The following is a 17,640-nucleotide window of genomic DNA, read 5'->3' as shown; positions in this document are numbered from 1 at the left end:
CCCCTGGTTCGGGAAGGGGCGGGTCTGGGGCGCCCCCGCGAGGGTCAGGGCTCGCGGCAGATCAGCAGCAGCGCCCGGTCGTCGTTGACGTCCTTGGCGACCGCCTCGATGAGATGCCACGCGGCGCCGTGGAAGCCCCCGGCGACATAGCGGTCGGCCTCCCCGGTGAGCCGGTCGATGCCCTCGGCGATGTCGCGGTCGGCGGCCTCGACGATGCCGTCGGTGAACAGCATCAGGACGTCCCCGGGCCGCAGCGAGCCCTTGACGGGGTCGAACTGGGCGCCGTCGAACACCCCGAGGAGGGGCCCGTCGGCGGACTTCTCCTCCCAGCGCCCGGTGCCCGCGCTGAGCTGGAGCGCGGGCAGGTGCCCGGCGGACAGCAGCTCGTAGTCGCCGGTCTCCAGGTCGAGGACGAGGTGGATGGAGGTGGCGAAGCCCTCGTCCCAGTCCTGGCGGAGCAGGTAGCCGTTGGCGGCGGGCAGGAAGGCGTGCGGCGGCAGGGAGCCGAGGAGGCCGCCGAAGGCGCCGGAAAGGAGCAGCGCCCGGGACCCGGCGTCCATGCCCTTGCCGGAGACGTCGGTGAGGACGACTTCGAGGGTGCGGCCGCCGTTCGTGCGGGCGGCCACCACGAAGTCCCCGGAGAAGGACTGCCCGCCCGCGGGCCGCAGCGCCATCTCGCGGTGCCAGCCGCGCGGCAGCTTCGGCAGCTTGCTCTGCACCCGGATGCGCTCGCGCAGGTCGAACAGCATCGTCCCGCCGCCCCGCCACGGCACCCCGACGCGGCTGCGGAACTGGGCGATGAGCAGCCCGAAGAACCCGCAGGCCGCGACGGTCAGGACCGTGCCGGGGGTGACCCGCGCGGGGCCCTCGGTGTACGGGCCGAGCCGGGCGGACTCCACGATGAGCGCGGCGGCGGAGGCCGCGTACAGACCGAGCAGGCTGGAGGGCCGAAGCAGCAGCCCGCCCGCGACGATCGGCAGGACGAGGGTGGAGGGCGCGAACCACACCGGGTTGACGATGGTGCAGACGGTGATGACGGGGACCATGAGGAGCAGCGCGGCCAGCGCCACCCAGTCCGAGCCGTCGCCGCGGAAGTAGTCCACGCCGGATTTGCGCAGCCCGACGCGGGCCCGGTGCGCCTTCTTCCGCATCCGGGCCGGGAACGTCTCGGCCGCGGCGCGCCGCTCACGCGGTTCGCGCCGGTCACGCCCTACTCGTCGTACCGCCATTGCTCGTGGACCCTATCCACCGGGCCAGGCGCTTCGCACGGGAGGTACCTCTTGTCCCCCTTCAGGGGCACTTCGGGGGCACCTCTCCGCGCCGTCGCGCCCGGCGTCCACGCGTGCGTTCCGGCACACGGAAAACCATTCGCCGCGCCCATGGAGCCCTGGTAGGCATGGCATATGACAGCAGAATTGCGGGAGTTGGACCAGAGCGACTGGAAGCAGTGGTACGAAACACTGATCGTGGCGTTCGGCGGGGTCGCCGAGGCGCCCGAGGAGAAGGCGCTGTGGGACGCGCTCACGGAGTTCGACCGCGCCCTGGGCATCTGGGACGGCGACGTCTGCGTGGGCACGGCGGGCGGGTTCAGCTTCCGGCTGTCGGTGCCGGGCGGCGCGCTCGTGGACGCGACGGGCGTGACGATGGTGAGCGTCGCGGCCACGCACCGGCGCCGCGGGCTGCTCACGTCGATGATGCGGCGCCAGCTCGACGACGTGCGGCGCCGCGGTGAGGCCTTGGCCGTGCTGACCGCGTCCGAGCCCGCCATCTACGGCAGGTTCGGCTACGGCATCGCGTCGACGAGCCTGCGGGCGGACATCGACACCACCCGGGTGCGGCTCTCCGTGCCGGAGGGCACGGACGACGTGCGGCTGCGGTACGCGGACCCGGCCGCCGCCAGCGCGGACTGCGAGGCGGTGTACGCGCGCCTGGTGCCCACCCGCCCCGGCATGCTCGCCCGGCAGCCCGGCTGGGAGCGGCTGCCGCTGCTCGACCCGGAGAAGGAGCGGGACGGCGCGTCACCGCTGCAGTGCGTGCTCGCCGAGCGCGACGGCGAGACCGTCGGGTACGCGCTGTTCTCGGTCAAGCCCGACTGGGACTTCCAGGGCCCCAAGGGCGAGGTGCGGGTCAAGCAGCTGGACGCCCTGGACCCGGCGGCGTACGCCGCGCTGTGGCGCTTCCTGTTCGACATCGACCTGACGTCGAGGCTGACCTTCCGCAACCGGCCCGTGGACGATCCGCTGCTCCACCTCGTCTCCGACGTGCGGCGCTGCGACCTCGGCTTCCGGGACTCGCTGTACGTACGCCTGGTGGACGTCGGCGCCGCCCTCGAAGCGCGCGCGTACCGGGCGCCCGTCGACGTGGTCCTGGACGTCCGGGACTCCTTCTGCCCGTGGAACGAGGGCCGCTGGCGGCTGCACGGCGATCCCCGGAGCGCGTCCTGCAAGCGCGTGGACGACGCCGCTTCCGCGGACCTCTCCCTGTCCGTACGGGAGTTGGGCGCCGCCTATCTGGGCGGCACGTCGCTCGCGGGGCTCGCGGCCGCGGGGCGGGTGCGGGAGCTGCGCCCCGGCGCCCTCGCGGAGGCCGACCTCGCCTTCGGCTCCGCCGTGGCCCCCTGGCTGCCCCACGGCTTCTGACCGCCCCCGTGCTCGCCGGGCGCGCCGTGCTCCGCTCAGCGGCCCTGGCAGGTGGGGCACCAGAAGAGGTTGCGGGCGGCGAGGTCGGCGGTGCGGATCTCGCCGCCACAGATGTGGCAGGCCATGCGGGCCCTGCGGTACACGTAGACCTCACCGCCGTGGTCGTCCACGCGCGGCGGGCGGCCCATCGCCTCCGGCGTGTGCTCGGGGCGCACGGTGTCGATGCGGTTGTGCCGCACTCCCTCGCGCATCAGGTCCACCAGGTCCGCCCAGATCGCGGTCCACTGGGCGTGCGTGAGGTCCCTGCCGGGCGTGTACGGGTCGATGCCGTGGCGGAAGAGGACTTCCGCGCGGTAGACGTTGCCGACGCCCGCGATGACCTTCTGGTCGAGGAGCAGCGCCGCGATCGTCGTGCGGCTGCGGGAGATCCGGCGCCAGGCGCGCTCGGGGTCATTGGTGCCGCCCCGCTCCACCGGGCGCAGCGGGTCCGGTCCCAGGCGCTCGTGTATCGCCTGCTTCTCCCCGTCCGTGATCAGCGCGCAGGTGGTGGGGCCGCGCAGGTCGCAGTAGTGGGCGGTGGTCTCCAGGCGGAGGCGGACGGTGTCCGTGGGCGGCGGGGCGGGCGCGGCGCCCCAGGTGTACTTGCCGAACAGGCCGAGGTGGATGTGGACCCAGCCGGTTTCGGCGAAGCCGAGGAAGAGGTGCTTGCCGTGGGCCTCGGCGGTGGCCAGGGGCTGTCCGGTCAGGAGGGCGGCGCTGTCGGAGAACTTGCCCTGGGGGCTGGTCGCGCGGACGGGTCGCCCCTCGAACCGGTGCCGGTGGTCGGCCGCCAGTCGGTGAATGGTGTGCCCTTCCGGCACGGTGCTCCTCCTCTGCGGGTGCCCTCGCGGGGGCGCCCCAGACCCGCCCCTTCCCGAACCAGGGGCGGCTGCCCCTGGCACCCCGCTTTTTCGGCGCTTCGCGCCTCGTCCTCAAACGCCGGACGGGCTGAAACTCTGCCGCGACCGGCACCATCCAGCCCGTCCGGCGTTTGAGGACGAGGCCGGAGGCCGATTTCGGGGGTGCTAGGGGGCTGGCCCCCTGGTTCGGGAAGGGGCGGGTCTGGGGCGCCCCGCGAGGGTCAGGCCTTGGGGTGGTGGGCGGGGATCGGCGGGAGTTCGCCCGTCGTCTCGTACTGGGAGAGCATCTCGATGCGCCGGGAGTGCCGCTCCTCACCGGAGTACGGCGTGGCGAGGAAGATCTCCACGAACCGCGTGGCCTCCTCCAGGGTGTGCATCCGCCCCCCGATGGAGATGACGTTGGCGTCGTTGTGCTCGCGCCCGAGCGCGGCGGTCTGCTCGCTCCAGGCGAGCGCCGCCCGCACCCCCTTCACCTTGTTCGCGGCGATCTGCTCCCCGTTCCCGGAGCCGCCGATGACGATGCCGAGGGAGTCGGCGTCCGCGGCCGTGCGCTCCGCGGCGCGCAGGCAGAAGGGCGGGTAGTCGTCCTGGGCGTCGTAGATGTGGGGCCCGCAGTCGACGGGCTCGTGGCCGTGGGCCTTGAGCCATTCGACGAGGTGGTTCTTGAGTTCGTAACCGGCATGATCGGAGCCGAGGTACACGCGCATGGCTCCGAGTGTGGCATGCGCGGCCGTGGCGGGGCGCCGTGGGGCCGGTCGACGGGCACCGATTGGTTCAGGCCAATCACGGGGTCCTGTCATCGTCCGTGACCGGCCGTTCACTCAGGATTCCGCTGAATACAACGATCCGGAGACGGGTCTTTCGTCCCGTACGCCCCTGAGCTTTTAATGCGGAGGCTCTTGCCCGTGAACCAAAGGATCTGCCTATGACCTCGCAACCGTCCCTTGCGAAGGAAGACAGCACCCCCAGCGGGCCCGTGAAATCACAGCCGGGGAGCGGCGACGGCGGTGACGGCGACGGCCTCAAGGCCGGTCTGAAGAACCGCCATCTGTCGATGATCGCCATCGGTGGCGTGATCGGTGCGGGTCTGTTCGTCGGGTCCGCCGCCGGGATCAAGGCGGCGGGGCCCGCGATCCTCGTCTCGTACGCGCTCGTGGGCGCCATGGTCGTGCTCGTGATGCGGATGCTCGGCGAGATGGCCGCGGCCCGGCCGTCCTCCGGGTCCTTCTCGGCCTACGCCGACCAGGCCCTCGGGCGCTGGGCGGGCTTCACCATCGGCTGGCTGTACTGGTTCTTCTGGGTCGTGGTGCTCGCCGTGGAGGCGACCGCCGGTGCCGACATCCTGAACAAGTGGATGCCGGGCGTCCCGCAGTGGGGCTGGGCCCTCATCGTGATGGTGGTGCTCACCGCCACCAACCTGGTGTCGGTCGGCTCCTACGGCGAGTTCGAGTTCTGGTTCGCGGGCATCAAGGTCGTGGCGATCGGCGGCTTCGTCCTCGTCGGACTGCTCGCCGTGTTCGGCGTCCTGCCCGGCTCGGACAACCCGGGCAGCGGCTTCGCGCACCTCACCGACGCGGGCGGGTTCATGCCCAACGGCGCGGGCGCCATCCTCACCGGCGTCCTGATGGTGGTCTTCTCCTTCATGGGCTCGGAGATCGTCACGCTCGCCGCCGGTGAGTCGGAGGACCCGCAGCGCGCCGTCACCAAGGCCACCAACAGCGTCATCTGGCGCATCGCCGTCTTCTACCTCGGCTCGATCTTCGTCGTCATCACGCTGCTGCCGTGGAACGACAAGTCGATCGCCGACGACGGCAGTTATGTGGCCGCGCTGAACTCCATCGGCATCCCGAACGCGGGCACGGTCATGGACGTGATCATCCTGACGGCCGTCCTGTCCTGCCTGAACTCCGGCCTGTACACGGCCTCGCGCATGGCCTTCTCGCTCGGCGAGCGCGGCGACGCCCCGAAGTCGTTCACCCGCACCACCGGGAGCGGCGTGCCGCGCGTCGCGATCCTCAGCTCGGTCGTCTTCGGCTTCGTCGCCGTGTGGTTCAACTACCAGTGGCCGGACACCGTCTTCGAGTTCCTGCTGAACTCGTCCGGCGCGGTCGCCCTGTTCGTGTGGCTCGTCATCTGCTTCACGCAGCTGAGGATGCGCGGCATCATCCTGCGCGAGCAGCCGGAGAAGCTCGTCGTGAGGATGTGGCTGTTCCCGTATCTGACGTGGGTCACCATCGGGATGATCTCGTTCGTGATCGTCTACATGATCTACGACGACGCCGGGCGCAAGCAGATGCTGATGTCCCTGCTCGTCGGCGCGCTCGTCCTGGGCTTCGCCCTGGTCCGGGAGAAGGTCCAGCCCCGCGTGTCGGGCTGACCCCGCGCCTCTCCGAACCGCCCACCCGCCCTTTCCGAGGGGCCGGTGGGCGGCGGCGTTTCCAGAGGGCGGAAAACCTGACGGCGCCTGTCAGGTTACTGCGGCACAGTGAGCCCCGTACGAAAGATCAGCGACGGAGGACAGACCGTGGGACTCAGTGACCTCACCGCCAAGCGACGTGCCTTCCTGCCCGGTCAGGAGGGGTACGACGAGGAAGTCGCCGGGTTCCAGACCGGCTTCGCGCAGCGGCCCGCGCTGGTGGTCGCCGCCCGGGACACCGGCGATGTGGTGGCCGCCGTGCGGTACGCCGCCGAGGCGGGCCTGCCCGTGGGGGTGCAGGCCACCGGGCACGGCCTGCCGGACGCGGCGGAGGGCGGCGTCCTGATCAGCACCCGCCGCATGGACGCGGTCGCCGTCGACGCCGGGGCGCGGACCGCCAGGGTCGGGGCGGGCACGCGCTGGGGGCAGGTCGTGGCGGCCGCGGCGGAGCACGGCCTCGCGCCGCTGAACGGCTCCGCGCCGGGCGTCGGCGCCGTGTCGTACACGCTCGGCGGCGGCCTCGGCATCCTGGCCCGGCAGTTCGGGTACGCGGCCGACCACGTGCGGTCGCTGGACGTGGTGACCGCCGACGGGGAGGCCCGGCACGTGACGGCCGACCGCGAGCCCGAGCTGTTCTGGGGGCTGCTCGGCGGCGGCGCGAACCTCGGGGTCGTCACGGGCCTGGAGACCGGTCTGGTGCCGGTGGCGCGGCTGTACGGCGGCGCCCTCGCCTTCGACGGCCGCGCGGTCGACCCGGCGGCCGCCTTGCGTGCGTACGCCGCCTGGACGGCCACCGTGCCCGACGAGCTGACCTCGTCGCTGGCCGCCCTGGTCTACCCGGACCTGCCGCAGCTGCCGCCGCACCTGCGGGGCCGCTACCTGCTGACCGTGCGGGTGGCGTACACCGGCTCCGCGGCCGACGGCGAACGGCTCGTGGCGCCGCTGCGCGCGATCGGGCCCGCCGTCTCGGACGACCTGCGCGAGCTGCCGTACACCGAGAGCCACACCATCCACAGCGACCCGGACTTCCCGCACGCCTACTACGGGGAGAGCCGCGTGCTGCGCGACCTCGACACGGACGCGGTCGCCCGGATCCTGGCGCTGACCGGGCCCGCCGCCGACCACATGCACGTGGTGCAGCTCAACCACCTGGGGGGCGCGCTCGGCAGGCCCGCCGACAACGCCGTGCCCCACCGGGAGGCGGGCTGGCTGCTGCGGCTGCTCTCGCCGCTGGACGGCACGGACCGCGAGGCCCTGCGCGCGCTGTACGCGGAGGCGTTCGGGGCGGTGCGCGACGACGTCATCGGCCGCTCGCTGAACTTCACCTTCGCCAGCGGCGACCGGCCCGAGGGGCTGTACGACGCCGGAACGCTGAAGAGGCTCGCCGGGCTGAAGGCCACGTACGACCCGGCGAACCTCTTCAGGCGGAACTACGGCGTCGGTGACGCCGTGGCGAGCGTCAGCGCTTGTCGTTGACCCACTTCCACGTCAGCGGCAGCGCGCCCATCGCGAGGGCCGCCTTCAGGGCGTCGCCGATGAGGAACGGGGTCAGGCCCGCCGCGACGGCCGCGCTCAGGGACATGCCGGTGGCGGCGGCCAGGTACGGCACGCCCACGGCGTAGATGATCGCGGAGCCGAGCGCCATCGTGCCCGCGGTGCGCAGCACGCTGCGGTCGGCGCCGCGGCGGGCGAGGGCGCCCACCACCGGGGCGGCGAGCAGCATGCCGAGGACATAGCCGAACGAGGGCATCGCGTAGCCGGACGAGGCCTCGGCGAACCACGGCACGCCCGCCATGCCGACGACCGCGTACAGCAGCAGCGACAGCAGGCCGCGGCGGGCGCCCAGCGCCGTGCCCACGAGCAGCGCGGCGAACGTCTGGCCGGTCACCGGCACCGGGGAGCCCGGCACGGGCACGGAGATCTGGGCGGCGATCCCGGTGAGCGCGGCGCCGCCGAGCACGAGGGTGGCGTCGCGCAGCCGGGAGGCGGGGATCAGGTCGGCCAGGACCAGGCCGGGGCGGCCAGCGGAACCAGCGGAACCTGCGGAAGGTGAGACGGCGGCAGTGCTCATGGGACTCCGTCCGGGGTGGGTGCGGCGTGGGACCCTGCGACGCTATCCCAGGCGGGCCGGGCGGATGAGGAGAGTGTGGGCACAAAGGCCCGGGGCAGGGCTTGGTGGGCTCCGTACAAAAGCCCGCCCCGTCCCGTACCGTCCCGTGCCCCCGGGGTGATGCTCGTCACTGAGGTGGGCCCGCTTTTGCGTGCCGGGCGGTCGCCCGGGGACACTGTGGACTCCTGCCAAATCTCCGAAAGCCCGAGGGTACGCCGCCCATGCACGACCACCTGCCGCCCGACACGGCGGCGCCCGGCAGCGGCGCGGGCTCCTCCGCCGCCCGCCCCCTCGCGCGGGAGGGCGAGCCCCTGGGCGGCGGCCTCAAGCAGCGGCACCTGACGATGCTCGGCCTCGGCGGCGTCATCGGCGCCGGGCTCTTCGTCGGCTCCGGCGCGGGGATCTCCGTCGCCGGGCCCGGCATCGTCCTGTCGTATCTGATCGCGGGCGCGCTCGCGATGTGCGTGATGCGGATGCTGGGCGAGATGTCGGCGGCGCTGCCCGCCTCGGGCGCGTTCTCCGTGCACGCGGAGCGGGCGCTCGGGCGGTGGGCCGGGTTCTCCGTGGGGTGGCTGTACTGGTTCCTGCTGGTCGTGGTGCTCGCCGTGGAGGCGACCGGCGCGGCGCGGATCGCGCACGAGTGGGTGCCGGGTGTGCCGCAGTGGACGTGGGTGCTGGTGTTCATGGTGTTCTTCACCGGCACGAACCTCGCGGCGGTCAAGAACTTCGGCGAGTTCGAGTTCTGGTTCGCCGCCCTGAAGGTCTTCGCGATCGTGGCGTTCCTGGTGCTCGGGCTGCTCGCGGTCTTCGGGGTGCTGCCCGACACCGATCCGGTGGGCTTCACCAACCTGACCGGCGCGGGCGGCTTCCTGCCGCACGGCTGGGACGGGGTGGTCTCCGGCGTGGTCGTGGTCCTGTTCGCGTTCGGCGGCCTGGAGATCGTGACGATCGCCGCCGCCGAGTCCGACGACCCGGTGCGCTCGGTGGCCCGCGCGGTGCGCAGCGCGGTGTACCGCATCCTCTTCTTCTACGTGGGCTCGATGCTGGTCATCGTGACGGTGCTGCCGTGGACCGCGCAGCGGGCGGGCCTCAGCCCGTATGTGAAGGTGCTCGACTCGATCGGCGTCCCGTCGGCCGGGACGCTGATGAACATCGTGGTGTTCGTGGCGCTGCTCTCCTCGCTGAACGCCAATCTGTACGGCTCCTCGCGGATGATCTTCTCGCTCGCCGAGCGCGGTGAGGCGCCGCGCGGGCTGCTCGCGGTGTCCGGGGGCGGGGTGCCGCGCCGGGCGGTCCTCGCGTCCGTGGTGTTCGGCTTCGTATCGGTGCTGCTCAATCTGAAGTGGCCCGAGTCCGTCTTCCTCTACATGCTCAACTCGGTCGGCGCGGCGCTGCTGTTCGTGTGGGCGCTGATCGCCGTCTCGCAGCTGCGCCTGCGGCGCCGCATCGAGCGGGAGGCGCCGGAGCGGCTCACCCTGCGCATGTGGTGCTTCCCGTGGCTGACGTGGGCGGCGCTCGCGGCGATGGCGGCCGTGATGGTCCTGATGCTCCGGGACGACGGCGCGCGACCGCAGCTGCTGTGGTCGGCGGGCGCGACGGCGACGGTGATCGCGGTGGCGTGGGTGCGGGAGTGGCGGCTGCGCCGGACGTAGCGTCGAGCTGCGCCGGACGTAGCGTCGATACGGAGAACGCGGGGCACCGTTGGGACGGAACCGGGCGAACTACCTCCGCCATATGACGACAACGTGATCGCGATGTGAAGATATCTTCACCTTGTGTAAGCACCGTGTCCGTATACCGGGCACCTGTTCCCTGTGAGCGGTGCCAGTGCTCACACTGTGGGCCACTTCCCCCGGGCGGTGCCGCCCACGGCTTCCGCGCGTTTCCTCCCCGTCTTCCCGCTACCGAACAGGGACGCCCATGTCTCAGACGTCCGTGAAAGACGCACCGCCCCAGACCGAAGCGCCCCTCGGACACGGCCTGAAGCAGCGCCATCTGTCGATGATCGCCCTCGGCGGCGTCATCGGCGCCGGGCTCTTCGTCGGCTCCGGGAAGGCCATCGCCGCGGCCGGGCCCTCGATCATCCTGGCCTACGCGATATCCGGCGCCCTGGTCATGCTCGTGATGCGCATGCTGGGCGAGATGGCCGCCGCCAACCCCGCGTCCGGCTCCTTCTCCGTGCACGCCGAGCGGGCCATGGGCCCCTGGGCCGGGTTCACGGCGGGCTGGTCGTTCTGGTTCCTGCTCTGCGTGGCCGTCGGCCTCGAAGGCATCGGCGCCGCGCAGATCGTGCACGGCTGGGTGCCGGGCGTGCCCGAGTGGGCCTGGGTGGCCCTGTTCATGCTGATGTTCTGCGGCACCAACCTGGCCGCCGTGAAGAACTTCGGCGAGTTCGAGTTCTGGTTCGCCGCCCTGAAGATCACCGCGATCGTGCTCTTCCTCGCCGTCGGCGTGCTCGCCATCCTCGGCGTGCTCCCCGACACGGACGCGCCCGGCATGACCAACCTCACCGGCCACGGCGGCTTCATGCCCAACGGCGTGGACGGCCTCATCGTCGGCCTGCTGGCCTCCGTGTTCGCGTACGGCGGCCTGGAGACCGTCACCATCGCCGCGGCCGAGTCCGAGCACCCGGTGCAGGGCGTCGCCAAGGCCGTGCGCACGGCGATGTGGCGGATCGCCGTCTTCTACATCGGCTCCATGGCGGTCGTCGTCACGCTGCTGCCGTGGACCGCCGAGGAGGTCGCGGCCAAGGGCCCCTACGTCGCCACGCTCGACCACCTCGGCATCGACGGCGCGGGCCAGATCATGAACGTGGTCATCCTCGTCGCCCTGCTCTCCGCGATGAACGCCAACATCTACGGCGCCTCCCGCATGGCCAACTCCCTGGTGCAGCGCGGCCAGGGGCCCAAGGTGCTCGGCCAGCTGTGGGGCGGCGTGCCGCGCGTCGCCGTGCTGACCTCGTCGGCCTTCGGGTTCCTGTGCGTGCTGCTGAGCTACTGGCGGCCCGACGACATCTTCCAGTGGCTGCTCAACACCATCGGCGCGATCATCCTCGTCGTCTGGTTCTTCATCGCCGCGGCGCAGCTGCGGCTGCGGACGAAGCTGGAGCGCGAGGCGCCCGAGAAGCTCGTGGTGAAGATGTGGCTCTTCCCCTGGCTGACCTATGTCGCCCTGCTCGGCATGGCCACGGTCTTCGTCCTGATGGCCCGCGAGGAAGAGACCCGCACCCAGCTCTACTACACGGGCGGCCTCACCCTGATCCTCATCGGCGTCGGCCTCGTACGGCAGAAGCTCATGGAGCGGCGCGAGGCGGCGCCGACCGCCTGACGGCCTCCGGCTTCCAGGGAGCCCCGGACCACGGTGTGGTCCGGGGCTCCTGTCGTGCGGGCAGGGCGCTCGTCCGCTCAGGGGCGCCCCCGCCTCCGTATTCCCGCCATGGCCTAGGACGAAGGGCTGATCAACTTCTCTCCCCTACTGCTGCTAGCCTGCACTTGCACATAGGTCGCAATAAGAGGTGCGCGGCGGCGCCGCGCGACACACGGCGCGGCAGGCACGCAGAGCACGGTCGGAGGGCTCACTGATGGCCATTTACACGCTTCCCGAACTCCCGTACGACTACGCGGCGCTGGAACCGGTGATCAACCCGCAGATCATCGAGCTCCACCACGACAAGCACCACGCGGCGTACGTGAAGGGCGCGAACGACACCCTGGAGCAGCTCGCCGAGGCGCGCGACAAGGAGTCGTGGGGCGCCATCAACGGCCTGGAGAAGAACCTGGCCTTCCACCTCTCCGGGCACATCCTGCACAGCATCTACTGGCACAACATGAACAGCCCGAAGGACGGCGGCGGCGGCGAGCCGACCCACGCCGACGGCGTGGGCGACCTCGCGGACGCCATCACCGAGTCCTTCGGCTCCTTCGCCAAGTTCAAGGCCCAGCTCACCAAGGCCTCGGCGACGACCCAGGGCTCGGGCTGGGGCGTGCTCGCCTACGAGCCGCTCAGCGACCGCCTGATCGTCGAGCAGATCTACGACCACCAGGGCAACGTCGGCCAGGGCTCCACGCCGATCCTGGTCTTCGACGCCTGGGAGCACGCCTTCTACCTGCAGTACAAGAACCAGAAGGTGGACTTCATCGAGGCCATGTGGCAGGTCGTCAACTGGCAGGACGTGGCCAAGCGCTACGAGGCCGCCAAGCAGCGCGTCAACAGCCTGCTGCTGGCCCCGTGACGCCGACCCGTCGCACCGAACGCCCTGCCTCGTGATCGTCTTCTCAACCTTCGCGTCGGCAGGCGGATAGAGGAAAGGCCCCCGTGAGGACGTGACTCACGGGGGCCTTTCGGTACCGGGGATTCCGGCCGAAGGTACCGCCATGGCGAATGAAGAGTTCTGCTACACGTGCGACCGCTTCGAACCCCACCGGAGGCTGGACGAGCGCGAGGCGGCGTGGCTCAAGGGCCGCCTCGGCCGCGCGAGCGTGAACGAGTTCCTCGTGTGCCTCGCGCCGGGCTGCCGCAACCTGCGGACCGGCGGGAACAAGCGCCCATTCGACAGCACCATCCGGGTCCCCGTCTTCGACTGAGGATCAGTCGAAAATCGGGCCCTGCGTCCGCGTCCGCTTGATCTCGTAGAAGCCGGGGGTGCCCGCCACCAGCAGCGTGCCGTCCCACAGGCGGCCCGCGGCCTCGCCCTTGGGGGCGGGGGTGACGACCGGGCCGAAGAAGGCGATCTGCTCGCCGTCGGCGCCGGGGACGGCGATGACGGGCGTGCCCACGTCCTGGCCGACCTTCTCGATGCCCTCGCGGTGCGAGGCCCGCAGCTCGGCCTCGTACGGCGTGTCGTCCCAGTGCTCCAGGAGGGACTCGGGCAGGCCGACCTCCTTCAGGGCACCGGCCACGGCCTCCTTGGTGGGGCCCTCGCCCTGGTTGTGGATGCGGGTGCCGAGCGCGGTGTAGAGGGCGCCGAGGACCTCGGCGCCGTGCTCCTGCTGGGCGGCGATGACGACGCGGACGGGGCCCCAGGCCGTCGTCTCCAGCATCTCGCGGTATTCCTCGGGCAGCTCGTCCAGCTTGTTCTCGTTCAGGACGGCGAGGCTCATCAGGTGCCAGCGGACCTCGATGTCGCGGACCTTCTCGACTTCCAGGACCCAGCGGGAGGTCATCCACGCCCACGGGCACAGCGGGTCGAACCAGAAGTCGACGGGGGTCCTCGCGACGGCGTCGGCGGTGGTCTCGGACATGTCTCTCCCTAGGGAATGTGTGCGGAGCCTGGCCAGGGCAACGTCGGGGGTGCGCTGGGGCATTCCCCGGATGTCCGCCGGGCGGGCCACATGCGAGGATCTGAGGCATTCGAACGCGTCATGCCAGTCATGCCAGTCATGCGAGCCACGAGGGAGTGCCGCCCGTGCCCGGTGAGAATCTGTCCCGCGACGAGGCCCAGGAGCGGGCCGCGCTGCTGTCCGTCGACGGGTACGAGGTCTTCCTCGACCTGCGCTCGGCCGTCGGAGACGGCGACGGAGCCGACGGCGCGCCGCGCACGTTCCGCTCGGTCACCACGATCCGCTTCCGCTGCGCGGAGCCGGGCGCGGCGAGCTTCGCCGACCTGATCGCGCCGAGCGTGACGGCCGTGTCGCTGAACGGCAAGGACCTCGACCCCTCGGAGGTCTTCGACGGCTCCCGGATCGCCCTCGAGGACCTGCGCGAGGAGAACGAGCTGGTGGTCGACGCCCAGTGCGCCTACAGCCGCACGGGCGAGGGCATGCACCGCTTCGTCGACCCGGAGGACGGCGAGGTCTATCTGTACACGCAGTACGAGCCCGCGGACTCCCGGCGCGTCTTCGCGAACTTCGAGCAGCCCGACCTGAAGGCCCCCTTCCGCTTCTCGGCGCAGGCGCCGGAGGGCTGGACGGTGTGGAGCAACGGCGTCGGGGAGCTGGTCGACGGCGTCTGGAAGTTCGCCGAGACCAAGCCGATCTCGACGTACATCACGGCCGTGGTCGCGGGCCCGTACCACTACGTGACCGATTCCTACGAGCGCGTCTTCGAGGACGGCACCCGCCTGGAGATCCCGCTCGGCGCGATGTGCCGCAAGGGCCTCGCCAAGCACTTCGACGCGGACGACGTCTTCCTGGTCACCAAGCAGGGCCTGGACTTCTTCCACGACCACTTCGACTACCCGTACCCCTTCGGGAAGTACGACCAGGCCTTCGTCCCGGAGTACAACCTGGGCGCGATGGAGAACCCGGGCTGTGTCACCTTCCGCGAGGAGTTCATCTTCCGCGGCAAGGTCACGGCCGCGTCGTACGAGCGCCGGGCCAACGTCATCCTGCACGAGATGGCGCACATGTGGTTCGGCGACCTGGTCACCATGCGCTGGTGGGACGACCTGTGGCTGAAGGAGTCCTTCGCGGACTTCATGGGCTCCTTCTCCATGGTGGAGGCGACCCGGTTCACGAACGGCTGGATCACCTTCGCCAACAACCGCAAGTCCTGGGCCTACCGCGCCGACCAGCTCCCCTCCACGCACCCGGTCACGGCCGACATCCGCGACCTGGAGGACGCCAAGCTCAACTTCGACGGGATCACGTACGCCAAGGGCGCCTCGGTCCTCAAGCAGCTCGTGGCGTACGCGGGCCGGGACGCCTTCCTGGAGGGCTCCCGCCGCTACTTCAAGCGGCACGCCTACGGGAACACCCGCCTGGGCGACCTGCTCTCGGTCCTGGAGGAGACCAGCGGCCGCGACATGACGGCCTGGTCGCGGGCCTGGCTGGAGACGGCGGGCGTCAACTCCCTCACCCCGCAGGTCACCCTGAGCGCGGAGGGCCGGATCACCGAGCTGGCCGTCCTCCAGGAGGCCGCGGAGAGCCACCCCACGCTGCGCCCGCACCGCGTCGCCGTCGGCCTGTACCGCCGCTCGGACGCGGGCGACCTCGTGCGGTACGCCCGCGCGGAGGTGGACGTCGAGGGCCCGCGCACGGTGGTCGCCGACCTGGCCGGTGCCGAGGCGCCGGAGCTGGTCCTGGTCAACGACGACGACCTGACGTACTGCAAGATCCGCTTCGACGAGACCTCCCTCGCCACGCTCCGGGACCACCTGGGCGACATCACGGACCCGCTGGCGCGGGCCCTGTGCTGGTCGGCGCTGTGGAACCTGACGCGGGACGCGCTGATGCCCGCGCGGGACTTCGTGGACCTGGTGCTGCGCTTCGCCGGGCGCGAGAGCGACATCGGCGTCCTGCAGATGCTGCACACCTGGGCGGGCTCGGCCCGGACGCACTACGCGGCGCCCGACTGGCGCGAGGAGGGCGGCCGGAAGCTCGCCGAGGGCGCGCTGCGCGAGCTGCGGCTCGCCGAGCCGGGCAGCCAGCACCAGCTGACCTGGGCGCGGTTCTTCGCGTCGGCCGCGTCGTCCGAGGCCGACCTCCAGCTGCTCCAGGGGCTGCTCGACGGCACCGCGAAGATCGACGGCCTGGACGTGGACCAGGAGCTGCGCTGGACCTTCCTCGGCCCGCTCGCGGTGCACGGCGTCGCGGACGAGCAGGCCCTCGCCGCCGAGCTGGCCCGCGACGACACGGCCTCCGGCAAGCGGCACCAGGTGCGGTGCCTGGCCGCGCGGCCCTCGGCGGCGGTGAAGGCGCAGGCGTGGGCCGCCGTGGTGGAGTCGGACGCGCTGTCCAACGCGCTGGTGGAGGCGACGATCGCGGGCTTCCAGCAGCCCTCGCAGCGGGAGCTGACCGCGCCGTACGCGACGAAGTACTTCGAGGCCATCGAGCGGGTCTGGGCCGAGCGGTCCATCCAGATCGGCATGGACGTGGTCCGGGGCCTGTTCCCGCACCTCCAGGACAGCGAGCGGACCCTCGCGGCGGCGGACGCCTGGCTGACCGCCCACGAGACGGCCCCGCCCGCCCTGCGCCGCCTGGTCCTGGAGGCCCGGGACGACCTGTCCCGGGCACTGCGGGCCCAGCAGTGCGACCGGGCTGCCGCGGGGGCCTGACGCGGCCTGCCCGGCGGTGACGACGCGGCCCGGCGCGGTGGGCGGTGCCCGTGCCGCCGCCCTGGCTGTGCCCACCCGGTGCCGGGCACCGTTGGCACCACGCCCGCCGGGCCGGGGACACCGCCCCCCGGCCCGGCAGTGAGGGCGCGGCGTCAGCCGATCTCGGCGCCGTAGCGGGACAGGGCGTCGACGACCGGGGCGAAGAACGTCTGGCCGCCGCTGCTGCAGTTGCCGCTGCCGCCGGAGGTGAGCCCCAGCGCGCTGCTTCCGGCGAACATGGCGCCTCCGCTGTCACCGGGCTCGGCGCAGACGTTGGTCTGGATCAGCCCGTTGACCGTGCCCTGGGGGTAGCTGACGGAGACGTTGAGCCGCTGCACGGAGCCGCCGTGCAGCCGCGTCGTGCTGCCGCTGCGCTGCACCTGCTCGCCGACGACGGCCTGCCGCGCGCCGGTGATCTGCTGGGCGCTGCCGTTGTAGAGGTTGACCTCGCTCGGGTGCGCGACATTGCCCGTGTACTTGACGATGGCGTCGTCGCGGCCGGGGAAGCCGTAGTCCTCGACCTGGCCGATGACCGGGCCGCCCTGGGTCTCGGACCAGCTCGTCCCGGCGAGGGACGCGCAGTGACCGGCCGTCAGGAAGTACGGCTGGCCGTCCTTGACCACGTTGAAGCCGAGCGAACAGCGGCCGCTGGAGGCGTAGATGGCGTCGCCGCCGCGCAGCAGCGGCTGGAACTTTCCGGCGGTGCGCTCCAGGACCGCCTTGCCGTGCTGGGCCGCGACCGCCTTCCTCACCCGGTCGAGGGCGGCGCCCTTGACCGTGGCGTCGGCGGTGACGACCACCTTGTTCAGGACCGGGTCCATGCCGCGTGACGTGCCGGGGACCGCGCGCTCACCCAGGGTCCGCTGGGTCGCGTCGAGTTGGGCCTGGGAGTAGGTGACGTTCCTCGGTTCGGCACCGGCGGCCCGGACCCGTTGGGCCGCGGCCTCGCCGAGGACGTTGACGACGAGCTTGCCGCTGTCGGCGTCGTAGTAGGCGCCCGCGGTGTCGCCGCGTTCGCCGTCGGTCAGGGAGTCGGCGAGCCTGCTCGCCGCCGACGAGGTGAGGGTGTCCGGCGTGGGGGCCGGTGCCGCGGTGCCGGGGGCCGCGAGGGTCAGCGTGGTGGCCGCCGCGAGGGCGGCGACGCCCGCGGTGGCCGCGGCGAGGCGGCGGGATCGTGCGAGGTGCGTCGTCACTCAGGACCTCCATTGGGGGAGGGAACCGCCTAAGTGGGGTGCGGTTCCTCGGAGTTCTGGCGTGGACGCGCCCCACGGGATCACCGTACGACGCGTCCATGTCAACACCTCGGCGAGTATGACAACGGTGTCGGCGCCCCACAAGGGGGCCCTGGAAATCCACACGCCCCCTCCCCGCCCTCCCCGGCCCCGCCGCGAACGCCCCGATTCGCCCCCGGTTCGACCCCGCTTCATCCTCCGGACGGCTGCGCCTTTTCGGCCATCGAACGCGCGTACTTTAGGGCGGATGCGTCCCGTTTTGTCGACGGGACTGTAACAGCGGTTAACTGCCGGAGCGGGCTCGGGAACGGT

General features: G+C 71.8%; 14 protein-coding genes. 8 read left to right on the top strand and 6 right to left on the bottom strand.

Going from position 1 to position 17,640, the window contains the following annotated elements:
- Positions 1-44: 44 nt before the first annotated feature.
- Positions 45-1,229, bottom strand: coding sequence for a PP2C family protein-serine/threonine phosphatase (locus ACOBQU_RS25480; protein ID WP_423629855.1), 1,185 nt, complete (start codon positions 1,227-1,229; stop codon positions 45-47).
- A 174-nt stretch (positions 1,230-1,403) separates the two neighbouring features.
- Between ACOBQU_RS25480 and ACOBQU_RS25475 the strand changes: the two genes are divergently transcribed.
- A complete protein-coding gene (locus tag ACOBQU_RS25475; protein WP_423629853.1) occupies positions 1,404-2,639 on the top strand; it encodes a GNAT family N-acetyltransferase in 1,236 nt (411 codons plus the stop codon).
- A gap of 35 nt (positions 2,640-2,674) precedes the next feature.
- On the opposite strand, the gene ACOBQU_RS25470 is transcribed toward ACOBQU_RS25475, so the two are convergent.
- On the bottom strand, positions 2,675-3,499 hold the full coding sequence (locus tag ACOBQU_RS25470) for an Fpg/Nei family DNA glycosylase (protein WP_423629851.1): 825 nt from the start codon (positions 3,497-3,499) through the stop codon (positions 2,675-2,677).
- 260 nt (positions 3,500-3,759) lie between these two features.
- Positions 3,760-4,245 carry a ribose-5-phosphate isomerase gene (locus ACOBQU_RS25465; protein WP_423629849.1) on the bottom strand — a complete coding sequence of 162 codons (486 nt, stop codon included), beginning with the start codon at positions 4,243-4,245 and terminating at the stop codon, positions 3,760-3,762.
- A 218-nt stretch (positions 4,246-4,463) separates the two neighbouring features.
- Between ACOBQU_RS25465 and ACOBQU_RS25460 the strand changes: the two genes are divergently transcribed.
- Together ACOBQU_RS25460 and ACOBQU_RS25455 are read left to right on the top strand one after the other, a co-directional pair.
- Positions 4,464-5,915 (top strand): amino acid permease, encoded by a 1,452-nt coding sequence (locus ACOBQU_RS25460; RefSeq protein WP_423629847.1) that lies wholly within the window; start codon positions 4,464-4,466, stop codon positions 5,913-5,915.
- Between the two features lie 186 nt (positions 5,916-6,101).
- Positions 6,102-7,430, top strand: coding sequence for an FAD-binding oxidoreductase (locus ACOBQU_RS25455; protein ID WP_423634712.1), 1,329 nt, complete (start codon positions 6,102-6,104; stop codon positions 7,428-7,430).
- On the opposite strand, the gene ACOBQU_RS25450 is transcribed toward ACOBQU_RS25455, so the two are convergent.
- Positions 7,414-8,025, bottom strand: coding sequence for a biotin transporter BioY (locus ACOBQU_RS25450; RefSeq protein ID WP_423629845.1), 612 nt, complete (start codon positions 8,023-8,025; stop codon positions 7,414-7,416). The two genes, ACOBQU_RS25455 and ACOBQU_RS25450, sit on opposite strands and share 17 nt — an antisense overlap.
- A 260-nt stretch (positions 8,026-8,285) precedes the next feature.
- On the opposite strand from ACOBQU_RS25450, the gene ACOBQU_RS25445 reads away from it, so the two are divergent.
- From ACOBQU_RS25445 to ACOBQU_RS25430, 4 genes are all read left to right on the top strand, one after another.
- A complete protein-coding gene (locus ACOBQU_RS25445) occupies positions 8,286-9,716 on the top strand; it encodes an amino acid permease (RefSeq protein ID WP_423629843.1) in 1,431 nt (476 codons plus the stop codon).
- Between the two features lie 268 nt (positions 9,717-9,984).
- On the top strand, positions 9,985-11,391 hold the full coding sequence (locus ACOBQU_RS25440; protein ID WP_423629841.1) for an amino acid permease: 1,407 nt from the start codon (positions 9,985-9,987) through the stop codon (positions 11,389-11,391).
- A gap of 253 nt (positions 11,392-11,644) precedes the next feature.
- Positions 11,645-12,295 (top strand): superoxide dismutase, encoded by a 651-nt coding sequence (locus tag ACOBQU_RS25435; protein ID WP_423629839.1) that lies wholly within the window; start codon positions 11,645-11,647, stop codon positions 12,293-12,295.
- A 142-nt stretch (positions 12,296-12,437) separates the two neighbouring features.
- Positions 12,438-12,647 (top strand): hypothetical protein, encoded by a 210-nt coding sequence (locus ACOBQU_RS25430; RefSeq protein WP_423629837.1) that lies wholly within the window; start codon positions 12,438-12,440, stop codon positions 12,645-12,647.
- Positions 12,648-12,650: 3 nt separating this feature from the next.
- Here the strand turns inward: ACOBQU_RS25430 and ACOBQU_RS25425 are convergent, their stop codons facing one another.
- Complete coding sequence (locus ACOBQU_RS25425) at positions 12,651-13,304, bottom strand: DsbA family protein (RefSeq protein ID WP_423629835.1); 654 nt, start codon at positions 13,302-13,304, stop codon at positions 12,651-12,653.
- A gap of 164 nt (positions 13,305-13,468) precedes the next feature.
- Here ACOBQU_RS25425 and pepN point away from each other — a divergent pair, with 164 nt between their 5' ends.
- Positions 13,469-16,057, top strand: coding sequence for an aminopeptidase N (gene pepN, locus ACOBQU_RS25420; RefSeq protein ID WP_423629833.1), 2,589 nt, complete (start codon positions 13,469-13,471; stop codon positions 16,055-16,057).
- A gap of 152 nt (positions 16,058-16,209) precedes the next feature.
- Here pepN and ACOBQU_RS25415 read toward each other — a convergent pair whose 3' ends face one another.
- On the bottom strand, positions 16,210-17,289 hold the full coding sequence (locus ACOBQU_RS25415; protein ID WP_423629831.1) for a S1 family peptidase: 1,080 nt from the start codon (positions 17,287-17,289) through the stop codon (positions 16,210-16,212).
- Positions 17,290-17,640 lie beyond the last annotated feature (351 nt).

This window comes from Streptomyces sp. G45 (assembly GCF_049542095.1).
Classification (GTDB): domain Bacteria; phylum Actinomycetota; class Actinomycetes; order Streptomycetales; family Streptomycetaceae; genus Streptomyces.
This window is presented reverse-complemented; position numbering and strand designations above follow the sequence as displayed.

What these genes read in the sequence shown, in the direction of transcription:
- ACOBQU_RS25450 (WP_423629845.1), bottom strand. Translation starts at nt 8,025, where the DNA reads ATGAGCACTGCCGCCGTCTCACCTTCCGCAGGTTCCGCTGGTTCCGCT.
- ACOBQU_RS25475 (WP_423629853.1), top strand. Translation starts at nt 1,404, where the DNA reads ATGACAGCAGAATTGCGGGAGTTGGACCAGAGCGACTGGAAGCAGTGG.
- ACOBQU_RS25425 (WP_423629835.1), bottom strand. Translation starts at nt 13,304, where the DNA reads ATGTCCGAGACCACCGCCGACGCCGTCGCGAGGACCCCCGTCGACTTC.
- ACOBQU_RS25430 (WP_423629837.1), top strand. Translation starts at nt 12,438, where the DNA reads ATGGCGAATGAAGAGTTCTGCTACACGTGCGACCGCTTCGAACCCCAC.
- ACOBQU_RS25460 (WP_423629847.1), top strand. Translation starts at nt 4,464, where the DNA reads ATGACCTCGCAACCGTCCCTTGCGAAGGAAGACAGCACCCCCAGCGGG.
- ACOBQU_RS25480 (WP_423629855.1), bottom strand. Translation starts at nt 1,229, where the DNA reads ATGGCGGTACGACGAGTAGGGCGTGACCGGCGCGAACCGCGTGAGCGG.
- ACOBQU_RS25465 (WP_423629849.1), bottom strand. Translation starts at nt 4,245, where the DNA reads ATGCGCGTGTACCTCGGCTCCGATCATGCCGGTTACGAACTCAAGAAC.
- ACOBQU_RS25435 (WP_423629839.1), top strand. Translation starts at nt 11,645, where the DNA reads ATGGCCATTTACACGCTTCCCGAACTCCCGTACGACTACGCGGCGCTG.
- ACOBQU_RS25445 (WP_423629843.1), top strand. Translation starts at nt 8,286, where the DNA reads ATGCACGACCACCTGCCGCCCGACACGGCGGCGCCCGGCAGCGGCGCG.
- ACOBQU_RS25440 (WP_423629841.1), top strand. Translation starts at nt 9,985, where the DNA reads ATGTCTCAGACGTCCGTGAAAGACGCACCGCCCCAGACCGAAGCGCCC.